This is a genomic window from Phenylobacterium sp., from assembly GCF_036264965.1.
GTDB lineage: Bacteria > Pseudomonadota > Alphaproteobacteria > Caulobacterales > Caulobacteraceae > Phenylobacterium.
This window is the reverse complement of record NZ_DATAPY010000135.1, coordinates 1-18,908: the sequence shown is the minus strand read 5'-3', so window position 1 is coordinate 18,908 and position 18,908 is coordinate 1. Positions and strand designations below refer to the sequence as shown.

Below are 18,908 nucleotides of genomic sequence, written 5' to 3'. Positions count from 1 at the left end.
GCTCACGCCGGAACTGGCGCGATGCGCACCGGCCGGCGACGGATATCGATGAAGCGGCTGACCCGCTGGCGGAAGACGCTGCGCAGGGCGAAGGCGGTCGCGCCCACCGGGATCAGGTATTGCAGGACGTTGATCCAGACGTTGGCTTCGGCGGCGGACTGCGCGACGAACCCCAGAACCCGCACCATGATCGCGACGCCGCTCATCATGGCGATCCGCCGCGCGTAGCCCAGGCGCGAGAATCCGCCGCCGATGATCGCCGAGAGCGCCAGAGCCATGGCGGTGATGTTGTAGAGCGGGGTGGCGATCCGGGCGTGGCCCTCCGCCAACAGGGCTTTGCGGTTCTTCTGTTCCCAGGCCTGCTGCAGGTCGGGATGGAACAACTCGTGGAGATAGCGGTCCGATGGCTTGTAGTGGATCAGCTCGTCGGCGTTGTTCAACTGGCTGAGCTCGAACGGATATTCATTGAACGTCAGGTAGTTGAGCACGCCCCGCTCGGAGAATTCCTGGGTCGAGCCATTCTCCAGCATCAAGACCGAGGCGCCGTTGCGTTTGGTGATGTGCCCGGTGTTGGCCATGTAAGTGGTGGCCCCGCCGTCGTCCTTCACCTGGTGGATGAACAGGTTGTGCATGTCGCCCTTGTTGTCGACGGTCTGGGCGTAGACCGTCAGGCCGGGGGCCGGCGCGGTGAACTCCCCCTCGCGCACCAGGGTGGCGGCCAGGTCGGTTTTCACGTCGAACATCACCTGGCGCAGGGCCCGGTAGGCCAACGGCTGCACCCACAGGTTCGTGACCAGCGCCAGCAGCGCCACCGTGCTGGCCAGCCGGATAGCTGGGGAGATCACCCGCCAGCGGCTCATCCCACTAGCGAAACAGACCACGATCTCCTGCTCGGTGTGCAGCCGATTCAGCGCCACCAGACCGGCCGCGAACACCGCGAAGGGCAGGACCAGGTTGGTGAGCTGCGGCATGGCCAGCAAGGTGATCTTCAGGAAGACCATCGCGCTTTGATGCTGGTTGACGATGTAGTCGAGGGTCGAGAGGCTCTCACTCAGCAAGGCGACCCCCGTCAGCGCCGCCGTGGCGAGAAGGGTAGGGCCGAGCAGTTGCCGGAGCAGGTAGCGGTCGATCAGGCGCATCGGTAAGAAATAGGGCTCACTCGGAGTTTTTAGCCGCGCCCCCGCCGCGGAGGTGATCTAAACCATGCGTCGCCTCGCCAGACAACCGCCGGGCAGGGCCTGCAGACGGCGGTCGCGCCGGGCAAGGCTTTTTCGCCACACCACACCTTGAGAGACATTGAATGGATATCGAGTTCGTCGCCGCCGGCGCCGCCCTGTCGCCGAAAACCGCCCTGGCCCGCCTGGTGCATGAGGGCGCGACGCTCGACGGCCCGTTGGCGCAGGCCGCGGGCGCCAGCCGGTTCACCGGCGCCAAGGGCCAGACCCTCGACGTGTTGGCGCCCGTGGGCGTCGGGGCGGGGCGGCTGGTCCTGGTGGGCCTGGGCAAGGCGGAGGCGGTCGACGCGCTCGGCGTCGAGCACGCGGCGGCCAGCGCCTATTCGGCGGTGAAGGTCTCGGGGCTGGAGACCCTGCGCCTGGAACTGCCGGACGCCTCGGCGGAGCTGGCCTCGCGTGCGGCGCTCGGCGTGCGCCTGGGCAGCTACCGGTTCGACAAGTACCGGACCAAGGAGCCGGCGGAGAAGAAGCCGTCGATCGTCAAGGCCCAGGTGGTGGCGGCCGATGCGGACGCCGCGCTGACGGCCTTTGCGCCCCTGGCGGCGCTGGCCGATGCAGTCAGCTTCACCCGCGATCTGGTCTCGGAGCCGCCGAACATCCTCTATCCGGTCGAGTTCGCCGCCCGGGTGAAGGCGCTGGAGAGCCTCGGCCTGGAGGTCGAAATCCTCGGCGAGCCCGAGATGATGAAACTCGGCATGGGCTCGCTGCTGGGCGTGGGGCAGGGCTCGGTCCGCGAGAGCCAGCTTGCGATTCTGAAGTGGTACGGCGCGGCGGACAAAAACGCCCAGCCCATCGCCTTCGTCGGCAAGGGCGTCTGCTTCGACACCGGCGGCATCTCGCTGAAGCCGGCCGAGAACATGGAAGACATGAAGTGGGACATGGGCGGCGCTGGCGCGGTCGCCGGCCTGATGCACGTGCTCGCCGGGCGTAAGGCCAAGGTCAACGCCATCGGCATCCTGGGCCTGGTGGAGAACATGCCCGACGGCAACGCCCAGCGACCGGGCGACGTTGTCACCTCCATGTCCGGCCAGACCATCGAGATCATCAACACCGACGCCGAGGGCCGCCTCGTGCTGGCCGACGCCATCTGGTACTGCCAGGACCGCTTCAAGCCGAAGTTCATGGTCGACCTGGCGACCCTGACCGGGGCGATCATCATCGCGCTCGGGAACGACCTGGCCGGCTGCTATTCGAACAACGAGGAGCTGGCGGGCAACCTGATCGCGGCGTCCAACACCGAGGGCGAGCCCCTGTGGCGGATGCCGCTGCCGGCGCAGTACGACAAGAACATCGACTCGATGATCGCCGACATGAAGAACACCGGCGGCCGGCCGGGCGGCTCGATCACCGCAGCCATGTTCATCCAGCGCTTCGTCAACGGCCTGCCCTGGGCGCATCTGGATATCGCCTCGACCGCCTGGAAGAAGCCGTCCTCGACCCCGACCAGCCCGGACGGGGCTACAGGCTATGGCGTGCGCCTGCTGAACCGCATGGTGGCGGAGAAGTACGAGGGCTGATTTGCCGAAAACCCCTACGCCCGCCGCGGCGACCGAGGTCTGGTTCTATCACCTGGAGCGGACGGGGCTGGAGCAGGCCCTGCCCGAACTCCTGGAGAAGACCCTGCAACGGGGCTGGAAGGCCGTGGTGCGGGTGCGCGAGGCGGACCGTGTGCAGCACCTCGACGCCGCGCTCTGGACCTATCGCGACGAGAGCTTCCTGCCGCATGGCGCGGACGATGAGGCCAATGCGCCGCGCCAGCCGATCCTGCTGACCACGGGATTCGAGAACGCCAACGGCGCGGACGCCCTGTTCCTGGTGGATGGCGCCGAGCCGGGCGAGCTTACCGGCTACGCCCGTTGCGTGGTGCTGTTCGACGGTGGGGACGAGTCGCAGCTGGCGGTGGCGCGCGCGCAGTGGAGCCAGGTCAAGGCTGCCGGCCTGCCGGTCTCCTATTGGCGCCAGCAGGCCCGCGGCTGGGAGAAGCAGGCGTGAGGGCCTGGGCGGGCGTCGCCCTCGCGGCGCTGCTCGCCGCCTGCGCCGCGCCGAGCTATCCCACCCGCCAGACGGCGCCGACGGCGCCGGCCGCCGACGCTTCACCGGCGCCGACACCGCCGCCGCCCGCGCCCGTCCTGGCCACGCCCGTCCCGCGGCCGCGTCCGATCGGCGGGGTCGCTGGATCGGACGCTTGTGGCGCGTCGCAGATGCAGGGCCTGGTCGGGCGGCCGCGTAGCATGATCCCGGTGCCGATCGATCCCAATCGTCAGCGGGTGGCCTGCACCACCTGCCCGGCGGCGGAGGATTCCGATCCGACACGGCTCAACTTCCTGTTCGACGCCGACACCGGGGTGATCCGACAGGTGCGCTGCGGTTAGACCGTAGGGGTCAGCAGGTCTCCATTGGGGATTTCGACCCCCAGCTCGCGCAGCAGACCGAGCCAGGCCTCCGTGCCGTCGCGCTTGGAGAACTTCGCCACCGCCGTCGCCCGCGCGGCGGCGCGAAGATCGTTGAAGCCCTCAGGGTTGCGGCAGGCCTCGATGAGCGCCGCGGACAGAGCCTGCGGATCGAAGAACGACAACAGGCGGCCGTTGACCCCGTCCTCGATGGCGTCGCGCAGCGGCGCGGTGTCGGAGCCGATCACGTAGCAGCCGCTGGCCAGGGCCTCGACCAGCGACCAGGAGAGCACGAAGGGATAGGTGTAGTAGACGTGGGCCGTCGACAGCCGCAGGGCGGCCAGCAGCGTCTCGTGCGGCGTCTTGCCCATGAAGTGCAGCCGCGACGGATCGACCTGCAGATCGCGGAAGATCAATTCGCGCCAGGTTCCGCCGCCTTCCGGCAAGCCGCCGTAGGGATGGGCGCTGTCCTGGCCGAACACCAGCACCTGAGCCTCCGGAACCTGGTCCATGAGGCGGGGCAGGGCGCGGGCGAAGATGTGCAGGCCGCGCATCGGCTCCATGTGGTTGTTGGCGTAGGTGATCACCGGTGTTCCCGGCAGGATCGTGCGCCCGTCGGGCAGAACGAGGGGCTCCGGGGGACCCGGCCGGATCGCCTCGATGTCGACGCCCTCGTGGATGATCCGCACCAGGGGCCGGAACACCGCGGGCAAGGCGGAGGCCTGGAAGGGCGTCGGCGAGACGATCGCCGTGGCGCTGGCCAGCGAGAGCGCCATCACCGCGCTCTTGGCGTGGGCGGTCAGCAGAACGTCCTCGGTGGTGGTGTGGAACTCGGTGTCGAAGTCCACGTCCAGCCCGTGCGCTCGGTAGAAGAACTCGGAGAACATCACCTGCCTGGCGTTCGGCCAGACCTCGTCGAGGAAGACCATCTCGCCCCAGCCGGGATGACCAACGATCGCCTCAGGTTCGAAGCCCTCGTCCTTCAGGGCCCGCGCGATCCGAAGGGCGTTGGCGCCGCGGATCAGGTCGGCCTCGGCCCGCACCGCGTAGGGGAAGACGCCTGGCGTCGACCCGCGATCCAGGGCGTAGCGGCCGATCCGCACGCCCTGCACGCCGGGCGAGGTTGCCGAGCCGATCGCCGCGCACCGCACGCCGCGCGCCACCAGGGCCGTCGCCAGGTTGCGGAACTGGCCCGGGAAGTTGTTGTGGATAAAGAGGACGCCGCTCGACATGGCCGCCTTCTGCCTGCGTCGCGCGCGGCTGTCACTATTGGCGCAGGCTGCATCGACGCTTGGCGGCCCACGCCATCCCGGCTAAGGGCGGGGCAACGCGGCTATGGCGGAATTGGTAGACGCAACGGTTTTAGGTACCGTCGGGCAACCGTGGGGGTTCGAGTCCCTCTAGCCGCACCACCCTGTCACCAACGGGCCTTGCCGTCCGGATAGGTCGGGTCGCCGATCACGCTTTGCAGGGTCTGCGGGTCGGACAGCACCGGCTGGTTCGGCATGGCGCCGCCCATCCAGGCTACACCGAGGTCGTGGATCGCCTGCAAGGCGTCCGGGTCGGTGGCGGCCAGGTCCAGGCCGATGATCGTCTTGAAGCTGTCCAGGGTGTAGCCGGCGGGCAGGGACCAGGCGGCCGCCGCCCCGTTCCAGATCGGCTGGATGCATGGGCTGAGCCGCACCAGACTGCCGCTGTTGATCGGGCTGGCCGTGGAGGGCGCAGGGATGGGCATTACATTGCCCAGCACGCTGAAGGCCACGTAGTTCGCCGAATCCGGCGGATCGTCGAGGATCGCGCCGGCCAGTTCCTTCAGGTCGGTGATCGGCCCCGACTTCTGCCCCGGAAGGCAGAGCTCTGCGGGGGTTCCGGTCGCGCCGACCGGCGCCAGCATGATCGTCCCGGTGCCGATCGAGCGGACCGCGATGCTGCGGGCCGGGACCCGCGCCGCCATGGCCTCCACCACCGCGGCCATCAGCGGGTTGTTGTAGCCGGCGACGCCGCCATCCCAGTAGCGCTTGGCCGGCGTCCCGAGGCTGACCGGTTTGTCGAAGAAGATGACCGGCGGGTCGGCGGACGCATTCACAGCGTCCACCAGGGCGATCGTCGCGGCCTTGGGCCCTCCGGCGCTGTCGAAGCTGCGGAAGAACTGCGCCCGCTGCCGGTCGTAGTCGAAGGCCGAGATCATCGCCTTCACCGGCTGGCCGCCGGGGCCGTTGGGCAGCGGAAACCCGGCCAGCGGCGTGCTGGCCTGCGCGCCCAGCGTCGCCTTGAGGCCCTGCAGCTTGCCGTTGGTGCTGAACCTGGGGACCGGCAGGCTCAGCGCCGACAAGGCCAGGTTGATGATACCGGACGGCCGGAAGATCTGCGTGGCGCTGTTGCGGAACAGGAGGACCATCTGGTCCGGCGTCATGTCGAGCATCAGCGCCGCCAGGACGATGGAGCCGCCGGAGTTGGCGACCGCCATGTCGAAGTCCTTCAGGATGGTCTGACCCGGCGTCGCGTCGCCGTAGATATCGCCCAGCGCCATCGCCTGGAGCATGGCCCAGGTTCCACCGCCGTCGAGCGAGAGGATGCGGTACGCCATGGCTTCCCCCAGTCCGTGTGGAAGCGAACAACGCTATCTGAAGTTGCGGCGCTGTCCAGCGATGGCTTTGCTCTTGGAGCGGGCGGGCCGACATGACATAACCGCCGCCCTCCGCCGGGGCCCGGCGGACTTTGTTTTCACTCCTTAAGGTGGCCCAATCGCGCCCGACGGCGCGGCGGCTGGAAATTGAAGATGTCGATGCAGATCGTTGAAAAGTCTGGTGATGGCCTGAGCCGCGTGTTCGGCGTCACCGTGCCGGTGTCCGAGCTGAACGCCGCCCTGGATGCGCGCATCGCTGAGATCACGCCGACCCTGAACATCAAGGGCTTCCGCCCCGGCAAGGTGCCGACCGCCCACGTGCGCCGCCTCTACGGCAAGGCGCTGATGAGCGAAGTGGTCGAAAAGACCCTCAACGAGACCACCCAGAAGGTGCTCGACGACAAGAAGCTGCGTCCCGCGGCCGACCCGGCCCTGAAGCCGGAAGGCGACATGGACGCGGTGATCGAGGGCAAGGCCGACCTGGCCTACGAGATCGCGGTCGACGTGATGCCGGACTTCGAGCCGGTGGACGTGACGACCCTGTCGCTGAAGCGGCCGGTCTATGAGCCGACCGCCAAGGAGGTCGACGAGGCGGTGGACGAGCTCGCCAAGCAGAACCGAACCTATGAGACCAAGACCGGCAAGACCGTGAAGTCCAAGGACGGCGACATGGTCGTCATCGACTTCCTGGGCAAGCTGGACGGCGTGGCCTTCGACGGCGGTGCGGCGGAAGACGCCGAGCTGGTGCTGGGCTCCGGCCAGTTCATCCCCGGCTTCGAGGAGCAGCTGGTCGGCGCCAAGCCCGGCGACGAGGTCGAGGTCAAGGTGACCTTCCCGGAGACCTATCAGGCCGAGAACCTGAAGGGCAAAGAGGCCGTCTTCGAGGTCAAGGTGAAGGACGTGAAGGGCCCGGTCGACGCCCCCGCTGACGACGCCTTCGCCGCGCGCCTGGGCATCGAGAACCTGGAAAAACTGCGCGAGCTGCTGAAGGGCAACCTGGAAAAGGAATACGCCGGCGCCAGCCGCTTCAAGCTGAAGCGCGCGCTCCTGGACCAGCTCGACACCAAGCACGACTTCCCCCTGCCGCCGAAGATGGTGGAGGCCGAGTTCGCCGCCATCTGGCAACAGGTCGAGCAGGACAAGGAGGCCGGCGAACTGCCGCCGGAGGACGCCAAGAAGTCCGACAAGAAGCTGCGCGAGGAATACCACAAGATCGCCGAGCGTCGGGTCCGCCTGGGCCTGGTGCTGGCCGAGATCGGCCGCGCCAACAACGTCCAGATCACCGAGCAGGAACTGGGCGAGGCCATGCGAACCGAGGCCATGAAGTACGGCCCACAGGCCCAGCAGGTGTTCGACCTCTTCCGCCAGAACCCCAACGCCCAGGCGCAGCTGCGCGCGCCGCTGTTCGAGGACAAGGTGGTCGACCTGATCGTCGAGAAGGCCAAGGTGAAGGACACCAAGGTCTCCAAGGAAGAGCTGATGAAGGACGACGACTTGCCGGAAGGCTATGGCGACGCCGAGGAGCCCAAGCCCGCCAAGAAGGCCGCCGCCAAGAAGAAGGTGGACTGAGGTCCTGGGGGCCATCCCCAAATCCGCTCATCCCCGCGCATACGGGGCCCAAGCTGAGCTGAATATCGAAAAAGGCGCCCTGGATTTCGGTCCGGGGCGCTTTTGTTTTGGAGCCGCCGCTTTGATCCTCGGCGCTGCACATTCGCGACGCCGCATAGTGTCCGCTTTTCGACCCGTTGCTGACCTTCGGCGATTGCGGTTCTATCGCTCGGGGCAAGACGGGGGAGAGATATGTCACGGCGAGGTCACCAGCTGCGCATCGCGTGCGCGGTCCTTTTTGCAGCCGTTGGCCTTTCCTGCGCCGCCATAGCGGAGCCGGCCAAACCTCTTACGCCGGACGCCGCGGTGACCGACTATTGCGCTGCCTGGAGCGTTGCCGATCGGGTCGCCCGCGACCGCCTGCTCGCGCGGGTCTGGGCGGCGGACGGAGTCTACAGCGATCCTACGCCGACGCTTGCGAAGGGCCGCGTAGCGCTCAGCAAAGTCATAGCCGACTTCCAGCGTCAGAATCCGGGGGCGCACTTCCAGTGCAGCACGCCGCAGAGGCACCACCGCGCCATGCGGGCAACATGGATCCTGCTCGGGCCCGACGGCTCGCAGGTGACCCATGGGGTGGACATCTACGACATGGCGCGGGACGGCCGCATCCAACGCATCGTGGGGTTCTTCGGCGCGCCCCCATCGGTCACGCCCGTTGTCCCGGCCAAGGCTTCGGCGCCCGCGCAGGGTGGGGCCGCGCGGCTCGTCGGAACCTGGCGTCTGGTTTCGGCGACCGAGCGCATGAAGGATGGAACGGCGCGGCCCGATCCCAACGTCGGTGCGCTGGGGCGCGGCTATATCGTCTACACAGCAACCGGTCAGGTCTGCGCCATGTTGGGCAACAGTGAGCGGGCGCGTTGGGCGGTCCTCGACCAGCCGTCCGCGGCCGAGGCCAGCGCTATCCCCGAAAACCTCATCGCGTACTGCGGAACCTATTCGGTCGATGAAGCTGGGGGCTTTGTGGTCCACCACGTCGAAATCGATCTTTCCCCCAACCGCACCGGAACCGACCGCAAACGCTTCTTCACGATAACAGGAGACCGCCTCGTCCTGTTCGCCGCGCCTCCCCTGCCAGAACGGGTGCAAGCTTTGACCATCACCTGGGAACGTGTCCGTTGAGCCCAGGGCCGACCCAGCGCGCGATGCGGGCATAGCCCCGTCAGGGCTGTGAGCATCTGTCCGCTTTCCCATGGCGGACATTCATATGGCCGGCTTTGGGGCGGCTAAGCTGACAAGGCGAGAGGGGAGGCGATTCCCTACAGCCCGCGCAGATGCTGCAGCAGTTCGGCGTTTTCCACGCGCGCACGGCGTTCGTTGATTTCCTGGGCGAGGCTGGCCAGGTCGCGGTCCTCATCGCGTCGCGAGCCGTCGGCCTTCGAGAACGTCAGAGACTCAGTCGCAGGGACGACGTCGTGCGGCGTGGTCATTCGGCTTCTCCCAGACCCTGCCGTCCGCAGGGCTCGCGGCATTAAGTTACCATTAAGCAATGACGTCGCTCGCCAGAAAAGCTGGGGTCGCGCTCACGTTCGCTTGAGGCGCGAGGTTCCCTGGGGGAAGCGTGGATTCACGGCCGGTTGGGTCTGTGTCCGATGTGAAATGACCGATCAACGACCAGGAATGGGCTTGGCTTGACCGGCGAACGGGGCCTAACCTGCCCAAAGAACGCCGCGTTGTGACGGCCTAAGCCCCTCCCAAGCCCTGCGCACTCGCCCTTGGGTCCGACTTGCCGCCGCGAGAGTAGAGCGTCGCGGGAAGGGATCTGAGGCTTTGCAACGTACCAGCGCGTGGACTCCCGACTACTTCCACAAAGTCGTCGATTGCCAGTTTGCCTGTCCCGCCCATACCCCGGTGCCGGAGTACATCCGCCTGATCGCCGACGGGCGCTACTCTGACGCCTACATGGTGAACTGGCAGTCGAATGTGTTCCCTGGGATTTTGGGCCGGACGTGCGACCGCCCCTGTGAACCCGCCTGTCGGCGAGGACGCGTCGAGGAGGAGCCGGTCGCTATCTGCCGGCTGAAGAGGGTCGCGGCGGACAACAAGGACGACATCACCGCCCGGCTGCCCGCGCCGGCGGCGAAGACCAACGGCAAGCGGGTGGCCATGGTGGGGGCCGGACCCGCCTCGCTGACGGTGGCCCGCGACCTGGCGCCCCTCGGCTACGAGATCACCATCTTTGACGGCGACGCGAAAGCGGGCGGCATGATTCGCAGCCAGATCCCGCGCTTCCGGCTGCCGGAAGAGGTGATCGACGAGGAGGTGGGCTACATCACCGGCCTCGGGATGAGCTTAAGGCTCGGCGAACGGATCGACAGCCTCAAAGCCCTGCTGACGGAAGGCTATGACGCGGTGTTCATCGGTTCCGGCGCCCCGCGCGGCCGCGATCTGGACCTCCCCGGCCGCGAGGAAGCGCGCGCCCATATCCACATCGGCATCGACTGGCTGTCCTCGGTGTCGTTCGGCCATATCGAGAAGATCGGCAAGCGGGTGATCGTGCTCGGCGGCGGCAACACCGCCATGGATTGCTGCCGCACCTCGCGCCGGCTGGGCGGCGAGGACGTGAAGGTCATCGTCCGCTCCGGCTATGAGGAGATGAAGGCCAGCCCTTGGGAAAAGGAAGACGCGGTCCACGAGGACATCCCGATCATCAATTTCCGGGTGCCCAAGGCCTTCACGCAGGAGAACGGCAAGCTCACCGGCGTTACCTTCGAGGTGGTCGAGGCGCAGTACGACGACAAGGGCCGCCGCCGACTGGTCGCCTCGGGCGCGCCGGACGAGCACTACGAATGCGACGACGTGCTGGTCGCCGTCGGCCAGGAGAACGCCTTCCCCTGGATCGAGCGCGACCTCGGCCTCGAATTCGACGAGTGGGACGTGCCTAAGGTCGATACGGTCACCATGCGCGGCGGCATCCCCAACGTCTTCTTCGGCGGCGACGCGGCCTTCGGGCCGAAGAACATCATCTGGGCGGTGGCCCACGGCCACGACGCGGCGATCTCCATCGACAAATTCTGCCAAGGGCAGGACGTCGCCGAACGTCCGCCGCCGGAGTTCTCCCTGGTCAGCCAGAAGATGGGCATCCACGAGTGGAGCTACGACAACGACATCCAGAACGACCGCCGCTACCGCGTGCCGCTGCGCGAGAAGGCCGTGGCGCTGAAGAACGTGAAGATGGAGGTCGAGCTCGGGTTCGACCAGGACACCGGCTACAAGGAAGCCGAGCGGTGCCTGAACTGCGACGTGCAGACCGTCTTCGCCGACAATCTGTGCATCGAGTGCGACGCCTGCGAGGACATCTGCCCGGTCGACTGCATCACCTTCACCCGGGAAACCGATGAGGCGGACCTGCGCACGCGGCTGAAGGCGCCGGCCTTGAACCTGACGCAGGACCTCTATGTCTCCGGGGCGCTCAAGACAGGGCGGGTCATGGTCAAGGACGAGGACGTCTGCCTGCACTGCGGGCTTTGCGCCGAACGCTGCCCGACCGGCGCCTGGGATATGCAGCGCTTCACCCTGGAAATGACGCACGCGGGGGGCGCATGCCAATCTCGGTGAAAGGGGGCCCGGCGACAGTCAACGACTTCGTGGTCAAGTTCGCCAATGTGAACGGGTCCGGTTCGGCCAGCGCCAACGGCATGTTCGCCAAGTCGATCCTGCGGATGGGCGTGCCGGTGGCGGCGCGCAACATCTTCCCCTCCAACATCCAAGGCCTGCCGACCTGGTTCGAGGTGCGGATCACCGAGGCCGGGCATCTGGGCCGCCGCGGCGGCGTCGACCTGATGGTCGCCATGAACCCGCAGACCTGGGACAGGGACCTGGCCGAGATCGAGGCCGGCGGCTTCCTGTTCTACGACAGCACCAAGCCGCTGCCGCCGGGCAAGTTCCGCGACGACATCACCGTGCTGGGCGTGCCGCTCACGGCGATGTGCAACGACCGCTACGAACTGCCCAGGGAACGCCAGCTGTTCAAGAACATCGTCTATGTGGGCGCGCTGGCCGCCCTGCTGGGCATCGATCCTGCGGTGATCGAGCAACTGCTGGCCGAACAGTTCGCCGGCCGCCAGAAGCTGATCGACGCCAATGTGGAGGCCCTGCACATGGGCGTCTCCTACGTGAAGGCGGACCTGGAGCCGATCCGCCTGCAGGTCCGCAAGGCTGACAAGGTGGGCGACCGCATCTACGTCGAGGGCAACGCCGCCTCGGCCCTGGGCGCGGTCTACGGCGGGGCCACGGTCTGCGCCTGGTATCCGATCACGCCGTCAACCTCGCTGGCCGAGGCCTTCACCGGCTATTGCGAGGACCTGCGCACCGATCCGGACGGCAAGGCGCGCTACGCCATCGTCCAGGCCGAGGACGAGATCGCCTCGATCGGCATCGTGGTGGGCGCAGGCTGGAACGGCGCGCGGGCTTTCACCTGCACCTCAGGCCCCGGCATCTCGCTGATGACCGAGTTCATCGGCCTTTCCTATTTCGCCGAGATCCCCGCGGTGATCTTCGACGTGCAGCGCGGCGGGCCGTCGACCGGCATGCCGACCCGCACGCAGCAGGCTGACCTGATCGGCGCGGCCTACGCCAGCCACGGCGACACCAAGCACCCGATGCTGCTGCCCTGCGATCCCGGCGAGTGCTTCGAGATGGGGGCTCTGGCCTTCGACCTCGCCGACCGGCTGCAGACCACGATCTTCGTCATGCTCGACCTCGACATCGGCATGAACGAGTGGCTGACCGCGCCGTTCGCCTGGGATGACGCGAAGAGCCTCGACCGCGGCAAGGTGATGACCGCCGAGATGCTGGAGGCGGGCGCGGATTTCGGCCGCTACAAGGACGTGGACGGCGACGGCATTCCGTACCGCACCTATCCCGGCGTGCACCCGTCCAAGGGCGCCTATTTCACCCGCGGCACCTCGCGCAATCCCTACGCGCGTTACTCGGAAGAGGGCACGGTCTATGTCGACAACATGCAGCGGCTGTTGCGCAAGTTCGAGAGCGCCAAGGCCCTGATCCCGGCGCCGGTGGCGCGGCCGGCCAAGCGCAAGACGCCCAACGAGAAGATCGCGGACGGGGTGATCTATTTCGGCTCCTCGACGCCTTCGATGCACGAGGCGCTGGAGGCTCTGGAAGGGCAGGGCCGGCGCCTGGATGCGCTGCGGGTGCGCGGCTTCCCCTTCAACGACGAGGTCTATGATTTCGTGGCGGCGCACGAGCGGGTGTTCGTGGTCGAGCAGAACCGTGATGCGCAGCTGCGGACCCTGCTGATGAACGAGGGCGAGATCGACCCGGCCAAGCTGGTGCCGGTGCTGCACTACGACGGCACCCCGATCACCGCGCGGTTCATCGCCGGCCAGATCGGGCAGTTGATGGCGCTGGGCCAGATCGAGGCGGCGGAATGACCTACATCCTGAAGCCCCAGCTGCATCACCCGAAGCTGGCGACCAACAACCTCGGTTTCACGCGGCGAGACTATGAAGGCTCGGTCTCGACGCTGTGCGCCGGCTGCGGCCACGACTCGATCTCCTCGGCGATCATCCAGGCGGTGTTCGAACTGGAGCTGCCGCCGCACCGGATCGCCAAGCTGTCGGGCATCGGCTGTTCGTCGAAGACCCCGGACTATTTCCTGGGCGCCAGCCACGGCTTCAACACCGTGCACGGCCGCATGCCCTCGGTGCTGACCGGGGCAAATCTTGCCAACAAGGATCTGATCTATCTCGGGGTTTCCGGGGATGGCGACAGCGCCTCCATCGGCCTCGGCCAGTTCGCCCACGCGGTGCGGCGCGGCGTCAACATGCTCTATATCGTGGAGAACAACGGCGTTTACGGCCTGACCAAGGGCCAATTCTCCGCGACCTCGGACAAGGGCTCGAAGTCCAAGAAGGGCGTGGTCAACCACGACGCGGGCATCGACCTGGTGGGCATGGCCCTGCAGCTGGGCGCGACCTTCGTGGGCCGCTCCTTCTCCGGCGACAAGGACCAGCTGGTGCCGCTGATCAAGGCGGGGCTGGCGCACAAGGGCGCGGCCTTCATCGACGTCATCAGCCCCTGTGTGCAGTTCAACAACCACGTCGGCTCCACCAAGAGCTTCGACTATGTGCGCGAGCACAACGAGGCGGTGAACCGGCTGGACGTGATTCCCGCGCGGGCGGCGATCGCCGTCGACTATGCGCCGGGCGCGACCGTGAAGGTGGCCCAACACGACGGCTCAGTCCTGTCGCTGCACAAACTGGCCGAGCTCTACAATCCCAATAATCGGGCCCAGGCGCTCGGCTACCTGCAGGCCCGCCAGGCGCGCGGGCAGGTGGTCACCGGCCTGCTCTACGTCGATCCGGAGGCCGCAGACCTGCACGATGCGCTGGATACGGTGGCGACGCCGCTCAACGAGCTCGACGGCGCGGCGCTGACGCCTGGCTCGGCGGCCCTGGCGAAGATCAACGCCGGCCTGCGCTGAGGCGCTAGGAAGCGACGACCTCGGTCAAGGCCAGCGGCGTCACACCGGTCCCGTCCAGGGTGGCGTCATCGAAGCGCGTGGGCAGCATGCGTCCGCCCGGAAGCTCCAGCGCGCCGATGTCCGCGCCGCGCAGATTGGCGTGCGCCAGCTTGGCGCCGACGAAGGACGCGCCGCGCAGGTCGGCGCCACGGAAGTTGGCATGGCGCAGGTCCGCGCCGTCGAAGACCGCCCCTTGAAGCTGGCTGCGGGAGAAGTCGACCGAAACGCCGATCGCCTTGGGGGCGGCCAGGCCGCTCAGGATGCGGTCCCGGAAGGCGCCGGCCACGACCCGCAGGTCCAGGCCGTCCAGGCGCCCGCGCTCACCGCGCGCCCCGCCGGTCTCGACCCAACGCTCAGCGGCATCGAGGATGGCCTTGATGTCGCCGGCGCTGCCGAAGGCCGCCGAGGTCGCGTCGATCACGCAACCTTCCAGCCTGTCGGCTGACAGGTTGAGGCCGGAGACGTCGACGCCGGTCAGGATCGCGCCGCGCAGCGTGGCGCCGTCCAGGCGCGCGCCGTGCAGGTCCGCGCCTTCGAGGTTGGCGTCGGTGAGATTGGCGTTGCGCAGGTTGGCGTTGCGAAGTTTCGCGCCGCGCATGGAGCAGTTGGTGAAGTCCACGCCCAGGGCGACCAGATCCTCCATCCGCGCGCGGTCGAGGCTGGAGCCCTGCAAGCCAGCTCGCTCGCCTATCGAGCCGATGCCGTGGGCCGCGTCGCTGGCGACCAGCATGGCCGCGCGCAGGTCCGCCTCTTCGAGGATCGCGCCGGCCAGCCGGGCGCCGCCGAGGGTTGTCCCGCGCAGGTCCGCCCAGCGCAGGGTCGCATCGCGGAAATCGCAACGGTTCAGGGCGGCGCAATAGAAGACGGCCCGCGTCAGGTCGGAACCGGCGAAGGTGCTGCCGCACAGGTCCGAGCCCGTGAAGTCGATGTCCATCAGGCGCCGATGGTCGCAGCGCATCTGCTGGGCCACCACGTAGCGCGGGACTTCCCGCCCGACGCCCACGCGCAGGGCGATGAACCGCTCATGCCCGCGGATCATCGACGCGAACTCAGTCGCATCGATGGCGCGCGGACGCGGGGTCAAGGGGGCGCGGACGACCATGGACATGACGCCCTTTTGCGCCAAGCTTGACTAATCCAAGGTCAAGGCCGGGGACAATTCCTGGAAAATCTCGTCTTGCGACGAATTTGCCGCGCCTGGGATGGCCGTTGACCGCCGCGCGCCGGGTCGCCTATGACCGGGCCACTCTTTGGGGAGTAGCCGGCCTCGTATCCAGAGGCGCTCGCGTCAACACAATTGGCCCCGATCCATCTTTGGGTTTGGGGCTGTGGCGCAGCGGTCAGTCCGACTTGGCGAGACCAATGGGTTCGGCGTTCGCACCAGGGTTGGGCGAGGTCGCCGATCCCTTGGCTCGTGCGCCCAACCCCTTGAAGAGTGTCGATGAACTCGTTGATTTTGCCAGTTATCCTTCTGCTCGTGTCCGCGGCGGTGATCTATCTCGCCTGCGAGGTCTTCGTGAACGGGGTGGAGTGGGTTGGCCGCCGTTTTGCGGTGGGGGAGCAGGCGACCGGCTCGATCCTGGCGGCGTTCGGCACCGCCTTGCCGGAGAGCGTCGTCACCTTCGTGGCCGTGGTGTTCGGCGCGACGGCCGCCCAGAAACAGATCGGGGTCGGCGCGGCGCTGGGCGGGCCGCTGGTGCTGTCGACCATCGCCTACGCGACGGTGGGCATCATACTGATCCTCTGCCGCACCCAACTTCCCAAGACCGCGGCGATCCGCAGCGATTTCAGGAACCTCAGCCGCGACCAGGGTTGGTTCCTGGTCATCTTCGCCGCGAAGATCGCGCTCGGCCTGGTCGCCTTCGCCTTCAAACCCTGGCTGGGCGTGCTCTTCCTGGCCGCCTATGGCGCCTACTTCTGGAAGGAGATGCGCGGCAGCAGCGACATCGAGGAGGAGGAGCTTGAGCCTCTGAAACTGATGCCACACACGGCCGAGCCGCCGACCTGGGCCGCCGTCGTCCAGACCGCGGTCGCCCTGGTTGTGATCTTTGGCGCGAGCCACCTGTTCGTGAAGCAGCTCGACGTCCTGGGGCCGGCCCTTGGGATAAAGCCGCAGCTTCTGGCCCTACTGCTCAGCCCGATCGCCACCGAGCTGCCGGAGACGCTCAACGCGATCATCTGGGTGCGCCAGGGCAAGCATCGCCTGGCGCTGGCCAATATCTCCGGCGCGATGATGATCCAGGCGACCGTGCCGACGGCGTTTGGCCTGTTCTTCACCCCCTGGATCCTCGACCCGTCGCTGCTGATCGGCGCCGGGGTCACGGCGTTGGCGGTGGCGGCCATGTTCATCGCCTTCCGCCGCGGTTTCATCTCCCGGGTGTTCCTGACGGCGATGGCCGGCTTCTACGTCCTCTTCGCGGCGATTATCGTGGCGTTCCGGCTGGGGTAGCGGCGTGTGCCCGTCGTCTTGGCCGAGGCCGGTCTTGCGAAATCCTCGTCTTCGAGCCTGGCGGACCTTCCGCCGATCCGTGTTACCCCAGGCGCGCGAATGCGATCTGCTGGGGGGCGGCATGGACGAGGATCTCGAGACACGAGTCGCCAGGCAGTTCTCGTCGCTCTACCTGACCCTCGTCAGCGTCCTGGTCGGGCTGGTGCTCGCCGACCTCTTCGGCCAAGTCCATGAGCGGATGGTCCTTTGGCCGCTGACGCTGGAGACGATCCGCACCTGGTGCCAGATCCTGGGCAATACCCTTGTGGCGCTTTCGGCCTGGATTACCTACTCGCACCTCGGCCTGCTTCGGAAGCGGCTGCCGACGATATGGGATACGCTGGACGCCATTCTGGTCCTGGTCACCATCCCGCTGAACGCCGCGACCGGCCGGCATGAGGCCGCGGCCTATTTCTTCTGGGCCGCCGTCTACTGCCTGCTTGGCATATCCGCGGTGCGCATGAATCTTCGGCAGGCGACGCGCGAGCCGGCCCTTGCGCACCTGCCGCGGCTCGGCCGGTTCGGCGGGCCCTACACCTTTCTCTACCTCGGCGTGCCGAGCTATCTGGCGGTCGCGGTCGCATCCTATCTTCATCTGGCGCCTCCGCTGTTGGAAGTCGCCGCCGCCGCTTTGGGGCCGGTCGCCGGCGTGCTGGTCGCGATCCTCTTCATGCGCGAGTGGCGCGTCGCGGTCCTGCAAACTCAGCCCGTGAGACCGTCGGACGCCGGCTAGGCCTTGGCCAGTTCGCCGATCACGAAGGCGTCCTCGCCGTCGCGGACCAGGCCCTCGAGCACGTCGGGCAGGTCGTGCGGGTCGACGATCAGCATCAGGCCGACGCCGCAGTTGAAGGTGCGGCGCAGCTCTAAGTCCGAGACGCCGCCCACCTCCTGCAGCCAGCCGAACACCGGCGGCGGGACCCAGGCGTTCCAGTCGAAGCGGGCGACCAAGCCCTCGGCGATGGCCCGCGGCGGATTCTCGATCAGGCCGCCGCCGGTGATGTGCGCCAGGCCCTCGACGCGGCCGGCCTTCAGGTGGGGCAGGACGGTCTTCACATAGATCCGCGTGGGGGCGAGCAGGGCTTGCGCCAGCGTCTTGCCGTCCTCGAACGGGGCGGGCGCGTCCCAAGCGAGGCCCGACCGCTCGACGATACGGCGGACGAGGGAGTAGCCGTTGGAATGCGGGCCGCTGGAGCCCAGGCCGAGCAGGATATCGCCGGGCTTTTGGACGCCCAGGCGCGGCAGCACCTTGTCGCGGTCGACGGCGCCGACGCAGAAGCCCGCCATGTCGTAGTCGCCCTCGGCGTACATGCCGGGCATCTCGGCGGTTTCGCCGCCCACCAACGCGCAGTTGGCCTGGCGGCAGCCCTCGGCGATACCGGCGACGACGGCCGCAGCGGCGTCCACGTCCAGCTTCCCGGTGGCGTAATAATCGAGGAACATCAGGGGCTCGGCGCCCTGGGCCAGGAGGTCGTTGACGCACATTCCGACCAGATCGATGCCGACGCTGTCGTGGATGCCGGTCTCAATGGCCACCTTCAGCTTGGTGCCCACCCCGTCGGTGGTGGTGACCAGCAGGGGATCGTCATAGCCCGCCGCCTTCAGGTCGAAGAGCGCGCCGAAGCCGCCCAGTGACGCCTCCGCGCCCGCTCGGCGGGTGGACTTGGCCAGGGGCTTGATACGCTCGACGAGGGCGTTCCCGGCGTCGATATCGACGCCGGCCTGGGCATAGGTGAGGCCATTGGGCCGCTCGGACATGACACGCTTTCGACAGAAAAACTCGGCTCGGGCAACGCAGGCTTGCAGACTCGCCGCCTCGCAGGGCTATAGCTAGTCGATGACTCCGATTACGACCACCGCGGAACTGGCGGTGTTTTGCGAGAAGCTCAAGGGCCAGCCGTTCGTCGCCGTGGACACCGAGTTCATGCGTGAGACGACATACTGGCCAAAGCTGTGCCTGATCCAGGCCGCCGGCGCCAATGGCGTCGAGGCCTGCATCGACCCACTGTCCGAGGAAATCGACCTCGAGCCTTTCCTGCAGATCATGCGCGACAGGTCGATCCTGAAGGTGTTTCACGCCGCG

General features: G+C 67.5%; 16 protein-coding genes, 1 tRNA gene and 1 pseudogene. 12 read left to right on the top strand and 6 right to left on the bottom strand.

What is annotated here, in order from left to right:
- Positions 1 to 2: 2 nt before the first annotated feature.
- Positions 3 to 1,139, bottom strand: coding sequence for an LPS export ABC transporter permease LptF (gene lptF, locus VHS75_RS18075; RefSeq protein ID WP_329640006.1), 1,137 nt, complete (start codon positions 1,137 to 1,139; stop codon positions 3 to 5).
- Positions 1,140 to 1,300: 161 nt separating this feature from the next.
- Here lptF and VHS75_RS18070 point away from each other — a divergent pair, with 161 nt between their 5' ends.
- Genes VHS75_RS18070 through VHS75_RS18060 form a run of 3 tightly spaced genes read left to right on the top strand, consistent with a single transcriptional unit; the run spans position 1,301 to position 3,607 of the window.
- Positions 1,301 to 2,752 carry a leucyl aminopeptidase gene (locus tag VHS75_RS18070; protein ID WP_329640005.1) on the top strand — a complete coding sequence of 484 codons (1,452 nt, stop codon included), beginning with the start codon at positions 1,301 to 1,303 and terminating at the stop codon, positions 2,750 to 2,752.
- Between the two features lies 1 nt (position 2,753).
- Positions 2,754 to 3,227, top strand: coding sequence for a DNA polymerase III subunit chi (locus tag VHS75_RS18065; protein WP_329640004.1), 474 nt, complete (start codon positions 2,754 to 2,756; stop codon positions 3,225 to 3,227).
- Complete coding sequence (locus tag VHS75_RS18060) at positions 3,224 to 3,607, top strand: peptidase inhibitor I78 (protein WP_329640003.1); 384 nt, start codon at positions 3,224 to 3,226, stop codon at positions 3,605 to 3,607. The genes VHS75_RS18065 and VHS75_RS18060 overlap by 4 nt, the downstream gene beginning before the upstream one ends.
- Here VHS75_RS18060 and VHS75_RS18055 read toward each other — a convergent pair.
- Positions 3,604 to 4,857 (bottom strand): glycosyltransferase, encoded by a 1,254-nt coding sequence (locus VHS75_RS18055; protein ID WP_329640002.1) that lies wholly within the window; start codon positions 4,855 to 4,857, stop codon positions 3,604 to 3,606. The two genes, VHS75_RS18060 and VHS75_RS18055, sit on opposite strands and share 4 nt — an antisense overlap.
- A gap of 97 nt (positions 4,858 to 4,954) precedes the next feature.
- Between VHS75_RS18055 and VHS75_RS18050 the strand changes: the two genes are divergently transcribed.
- Positions 4,955 to 5,037: transfer RNA gene (locus tag VHS75_RS18050), tRNA-Leu, on the top strand.
- 5 nt (positions 5,038 to 5,042) lie between these two features.
- On the opposite strand, the gene VHS75_RS18045 is transcribed toward VHS75_RS18050, so the two are convergent.
- Positions 5,043 to 6,212 carry a patatin-like phospholipase family protein gene (locus VHS75_RS18045; protein ID WP_329640001.1) on the bottom strand — a complete coding sequence of 390 codons (1,170 nt, stop codon included), beginning with the start codon at positions 6,210 to 6,212 and terminating at the stop codon, positions 5,043 to 5,045.
- Between the two features lie 198 nt (positions 6,213 to 6,410).
- On the opposite strand from VHS75_RS18045, the gene tig reads away from it, so the two are divergent.
- Both tig and VHS75_RS18035 read left to right on the top strand, forming a co-directional pair.
- Positions 6,411 to 7,820: a trigger factor gene (gene tig, locus VHS75_RS18040; RefSeq protein WP_329640000.1), complete on the top strand. Its 1,410-nt coding sequence runs from the start codon at positions 6,411 to 6,413 to the stop codon at positions 7,818 to 7,820.
- A 345-nt stretch (positions 7,821 to 8,165) separates the two neighbouring features.
- Complete coding sequence (locus tag VHS75_RS18035; RefSeq protein ID WP_329639999.1) at positions 8,166 to 8,978, top strand: lipocalin-like domain-containing protein; 813 nt, start codon at positions 8,166 to 8,168, stop codon at positions 8,976 to 8,978.
- A gap of 137 nt (positions 8,979 to 9,115) precedes the next feature.
- Here the strand turns inward: VHS75_RS18035 and VHS75_RS18030 are convergent, their stop codons facing one another.
- Positions 9,116 to 9,286: a hypothetical protein gene (locus tag VHS75_RS18030; RefSeq protein ID WP_329639998.1), complete on the bottom strand. Its 171-nt coding sequence runs from the start codon at positions 9,284 to 9,286 to the stop codon at positions 9,116 to 9,118.
- A gap of 340 nt (positions 9,287 to 9,626) precedes the next feature.
- On the opposite strand from VHS75_RS18030, the gene VHS75_RS18025 reads away from it, so the two are divergent.
- The 3 genes from VHS75_RS18025 to VHS75_RS18015 are packed head-to-tail and all read left to right on the top strand — an operon-like array spanning position 9,627 to position 14,301.
- Complete coding sequence (locus VHS75_RS18025; RefSeq protein WP_329639997.1) at positions 9,627 to 11,414, top strand: FAD-dependent oxidoreductase; 1,788 nt, start codon at positions 9,627 to 9,629, stop codon at positions 11,412 to 11,414.
- Positions 11,399 to 13,249 (top strand): 2-oxoacid:acceptor oxidoreductase subunit alpha, encoded by a 1,851-nt coding sequence (locus VHS75_RS18020; RefSeq protein ID WP_329639996.1) that lies wholly within the window; start codon positions 11,399 to 11,401, stop codon positions 13,247 to 13,249. The genes VHS75_RS18025 and VHS75_RS18020 overlap by 16 nt, the downstream gene beginning before the upstream one ends.
- On the top strand, positions 13,246 to 14,301 hold the full coding sequence (locus tag VHS75_RS18015) for a 2-oxoacid:ferredoxin oxidoreductase subunit beta (protein WP_329639995.1): 1,056 nt from the start codon (positions 13,246 to 13,248) through the stop codon (positions 14,299 to 14,301). Before VHS75_RS18020 ends, VHS75_RS18015 begins: the two co-directional genes overlap by 4 nt.
- Positions 14,302 to 14,305: 4 nt before the next feature.
- Here VHS75_RS18015 and VHS75_RS18010 read toward each other — a convergent pair whose 3' ends face one another.
- Positions 14,306 to 15,448 carry a pentapeptide repeat-containing protein gene (locus tag VHS75_RS18010; RefSeq protein WP_329639994.1) on the bottom strand — a complete coding sequence of 381 codons (1,143 nt, stop codon included), beginning with the start codon at positions 15,446 to 15,448 and terminating at the stop codon, positions 14,306 to 14,308.
- 333 nt (positions 15,449 to 15,781) lie between these two features.
- Between VHS75_RS18010 and VHS75_RS18005 the strand changes: the two genes are divergently transcribed.
- Positions 15,782 to 16,789 (top strand): sodium:calcium antiporter, encoded by a 1,008-nt coding sequence (locus VHS75_RS18005; protein ID WP_329639993.1) that lies wholly within the window; start codon positions 15,782 to 15,784, stop codon positions 16,787 to 16,789.
- A 121-nt stretch (positions 16,790 to 16,910) separates the two neighbouring features.
- Positions 16,911 to 17,561 (top strand): hypothetical protein, encoded by a 651-nt coding sequence (locus tag VHS75_RS18000; protein WP_329639992.1) that lies wholly within the window; start codon positions 16,911 to 16,913, stop codon positions 17,559 to 17,561.
- Here VHS75_RS18000 and purM read toward each other — a convergent pair.
- Positions 17,558 to 18,583, bottom strand: coding sequence for a phosphoribosylformylglycinamidine cyclo-ligase (gene purM / locus VHS75_RS17995; protein WP_329639991.1), 1,026 nt, complete (start codon positions 18,581 to 18,583; stop codon positions 17,558 to 17,560). The genes VHS75_RS18000 and purM overlap by 4 nt on opposite strands.
- 79 nt (positions 18,584 to 18,662) lie before the next feature.
- On the opposite strand from purM, the pseudogene VHS75_RS17990 reads away from it, so the two are divergent.
- Positions 18,663 to 18,908 (top strand): annotated as a pseudogene (locus VHS75_RS17990) (ribonuclease D); the annotation flags it as partial.

Excerpts from the sequence above, each read along its gene's own strand:
- VHS75_RS18015 (WP_329639995.1), top strand. The coding sequence starts at position 13,246 with ATGACCTACATCCTGAAGCCCCAGCTGCATCACCCGAAGCTGGCGACC.
- purM (WP_329639991.1), bottom strand. The coding sequence starts at position 18,583 with ATGTCCGAGCGGCCCAATGGCCTCACCTATGCCCAGGCCGGCGTCGAT.
- VHS75_RS18055 (WP_329640002.1), bottom strand. The coding sequence starts at position 4,857 with ATGTCGAGCGGCGTCCTCTTTATCCACAACAACTTCCCGGGCCAGTTC.
- VHS75_RS18020 (WP_329639996.1), top strand. The coding sequence starts at position 11,399 with ATGCCAATCTCGGTGAAAGGGGGCCCGGCGACAGTCAACGACTTCGTG.
- tig (WP_329640000.1), top strand. The coding sequence starts at position 6,411 with ATGCAGATCGTTGAAAAGTCTGGTGATGGCCTGAGCCGCGTGTTCGGC.
- VHS75_RS18070 (WP_329640005.1), top strand. The coding sequence starts at position 1,301 with ATGGATATCGAGTTCGTCGCCGCCGGCGCCGCCCTGTCGCCGAAAACC.
- lptF (WP_329640006.1), bottom strand. The coding sequence starts at position 1,139 with ATGCGCCTGATCGACCGCTACCTGCTCCGGCAACTGCTCGGCCCTACC.
- VHS75_RS18000 (WP_329639992.1), top strand. The coding sequence starts at position 16,911 with ATGGACGAGGATCTCGAGACACGAGTCGCCAGGCAGTTCTCGTCGCTC.
- VHS75_RS18045 (WP_329640001.1), bottom strand. The coding sequence starts at position 6,212 with ATGGCGTACCGCATCCTCTCGCTCGACGGCGGTGGAACCTGGGCCATG.
- VHS75_RS18010 (WP_329639994.1), bottom strand. The coding sequence starts at position 15,448 with ATGTCCATGGTCGTCCGCGCCCCCTTGACCCCGCGTCCGCGCGCCATC.
- VHS75_RS18005 (WP_329639993.1), top strand. The coding sequence starts at position 15,782 with ATGAACTCGTTGATTTTGCCAGTTATCCTTCTGCTCGTGTCCGCGGCG.
- VHS75_RS18030 (WP_329639998.1), bottom strand. The coding sequence starts at position 9,286 with ATGACCACGCCGCACGACGTCGTCCCTGCGACTGAGTCTCTGACGTTC.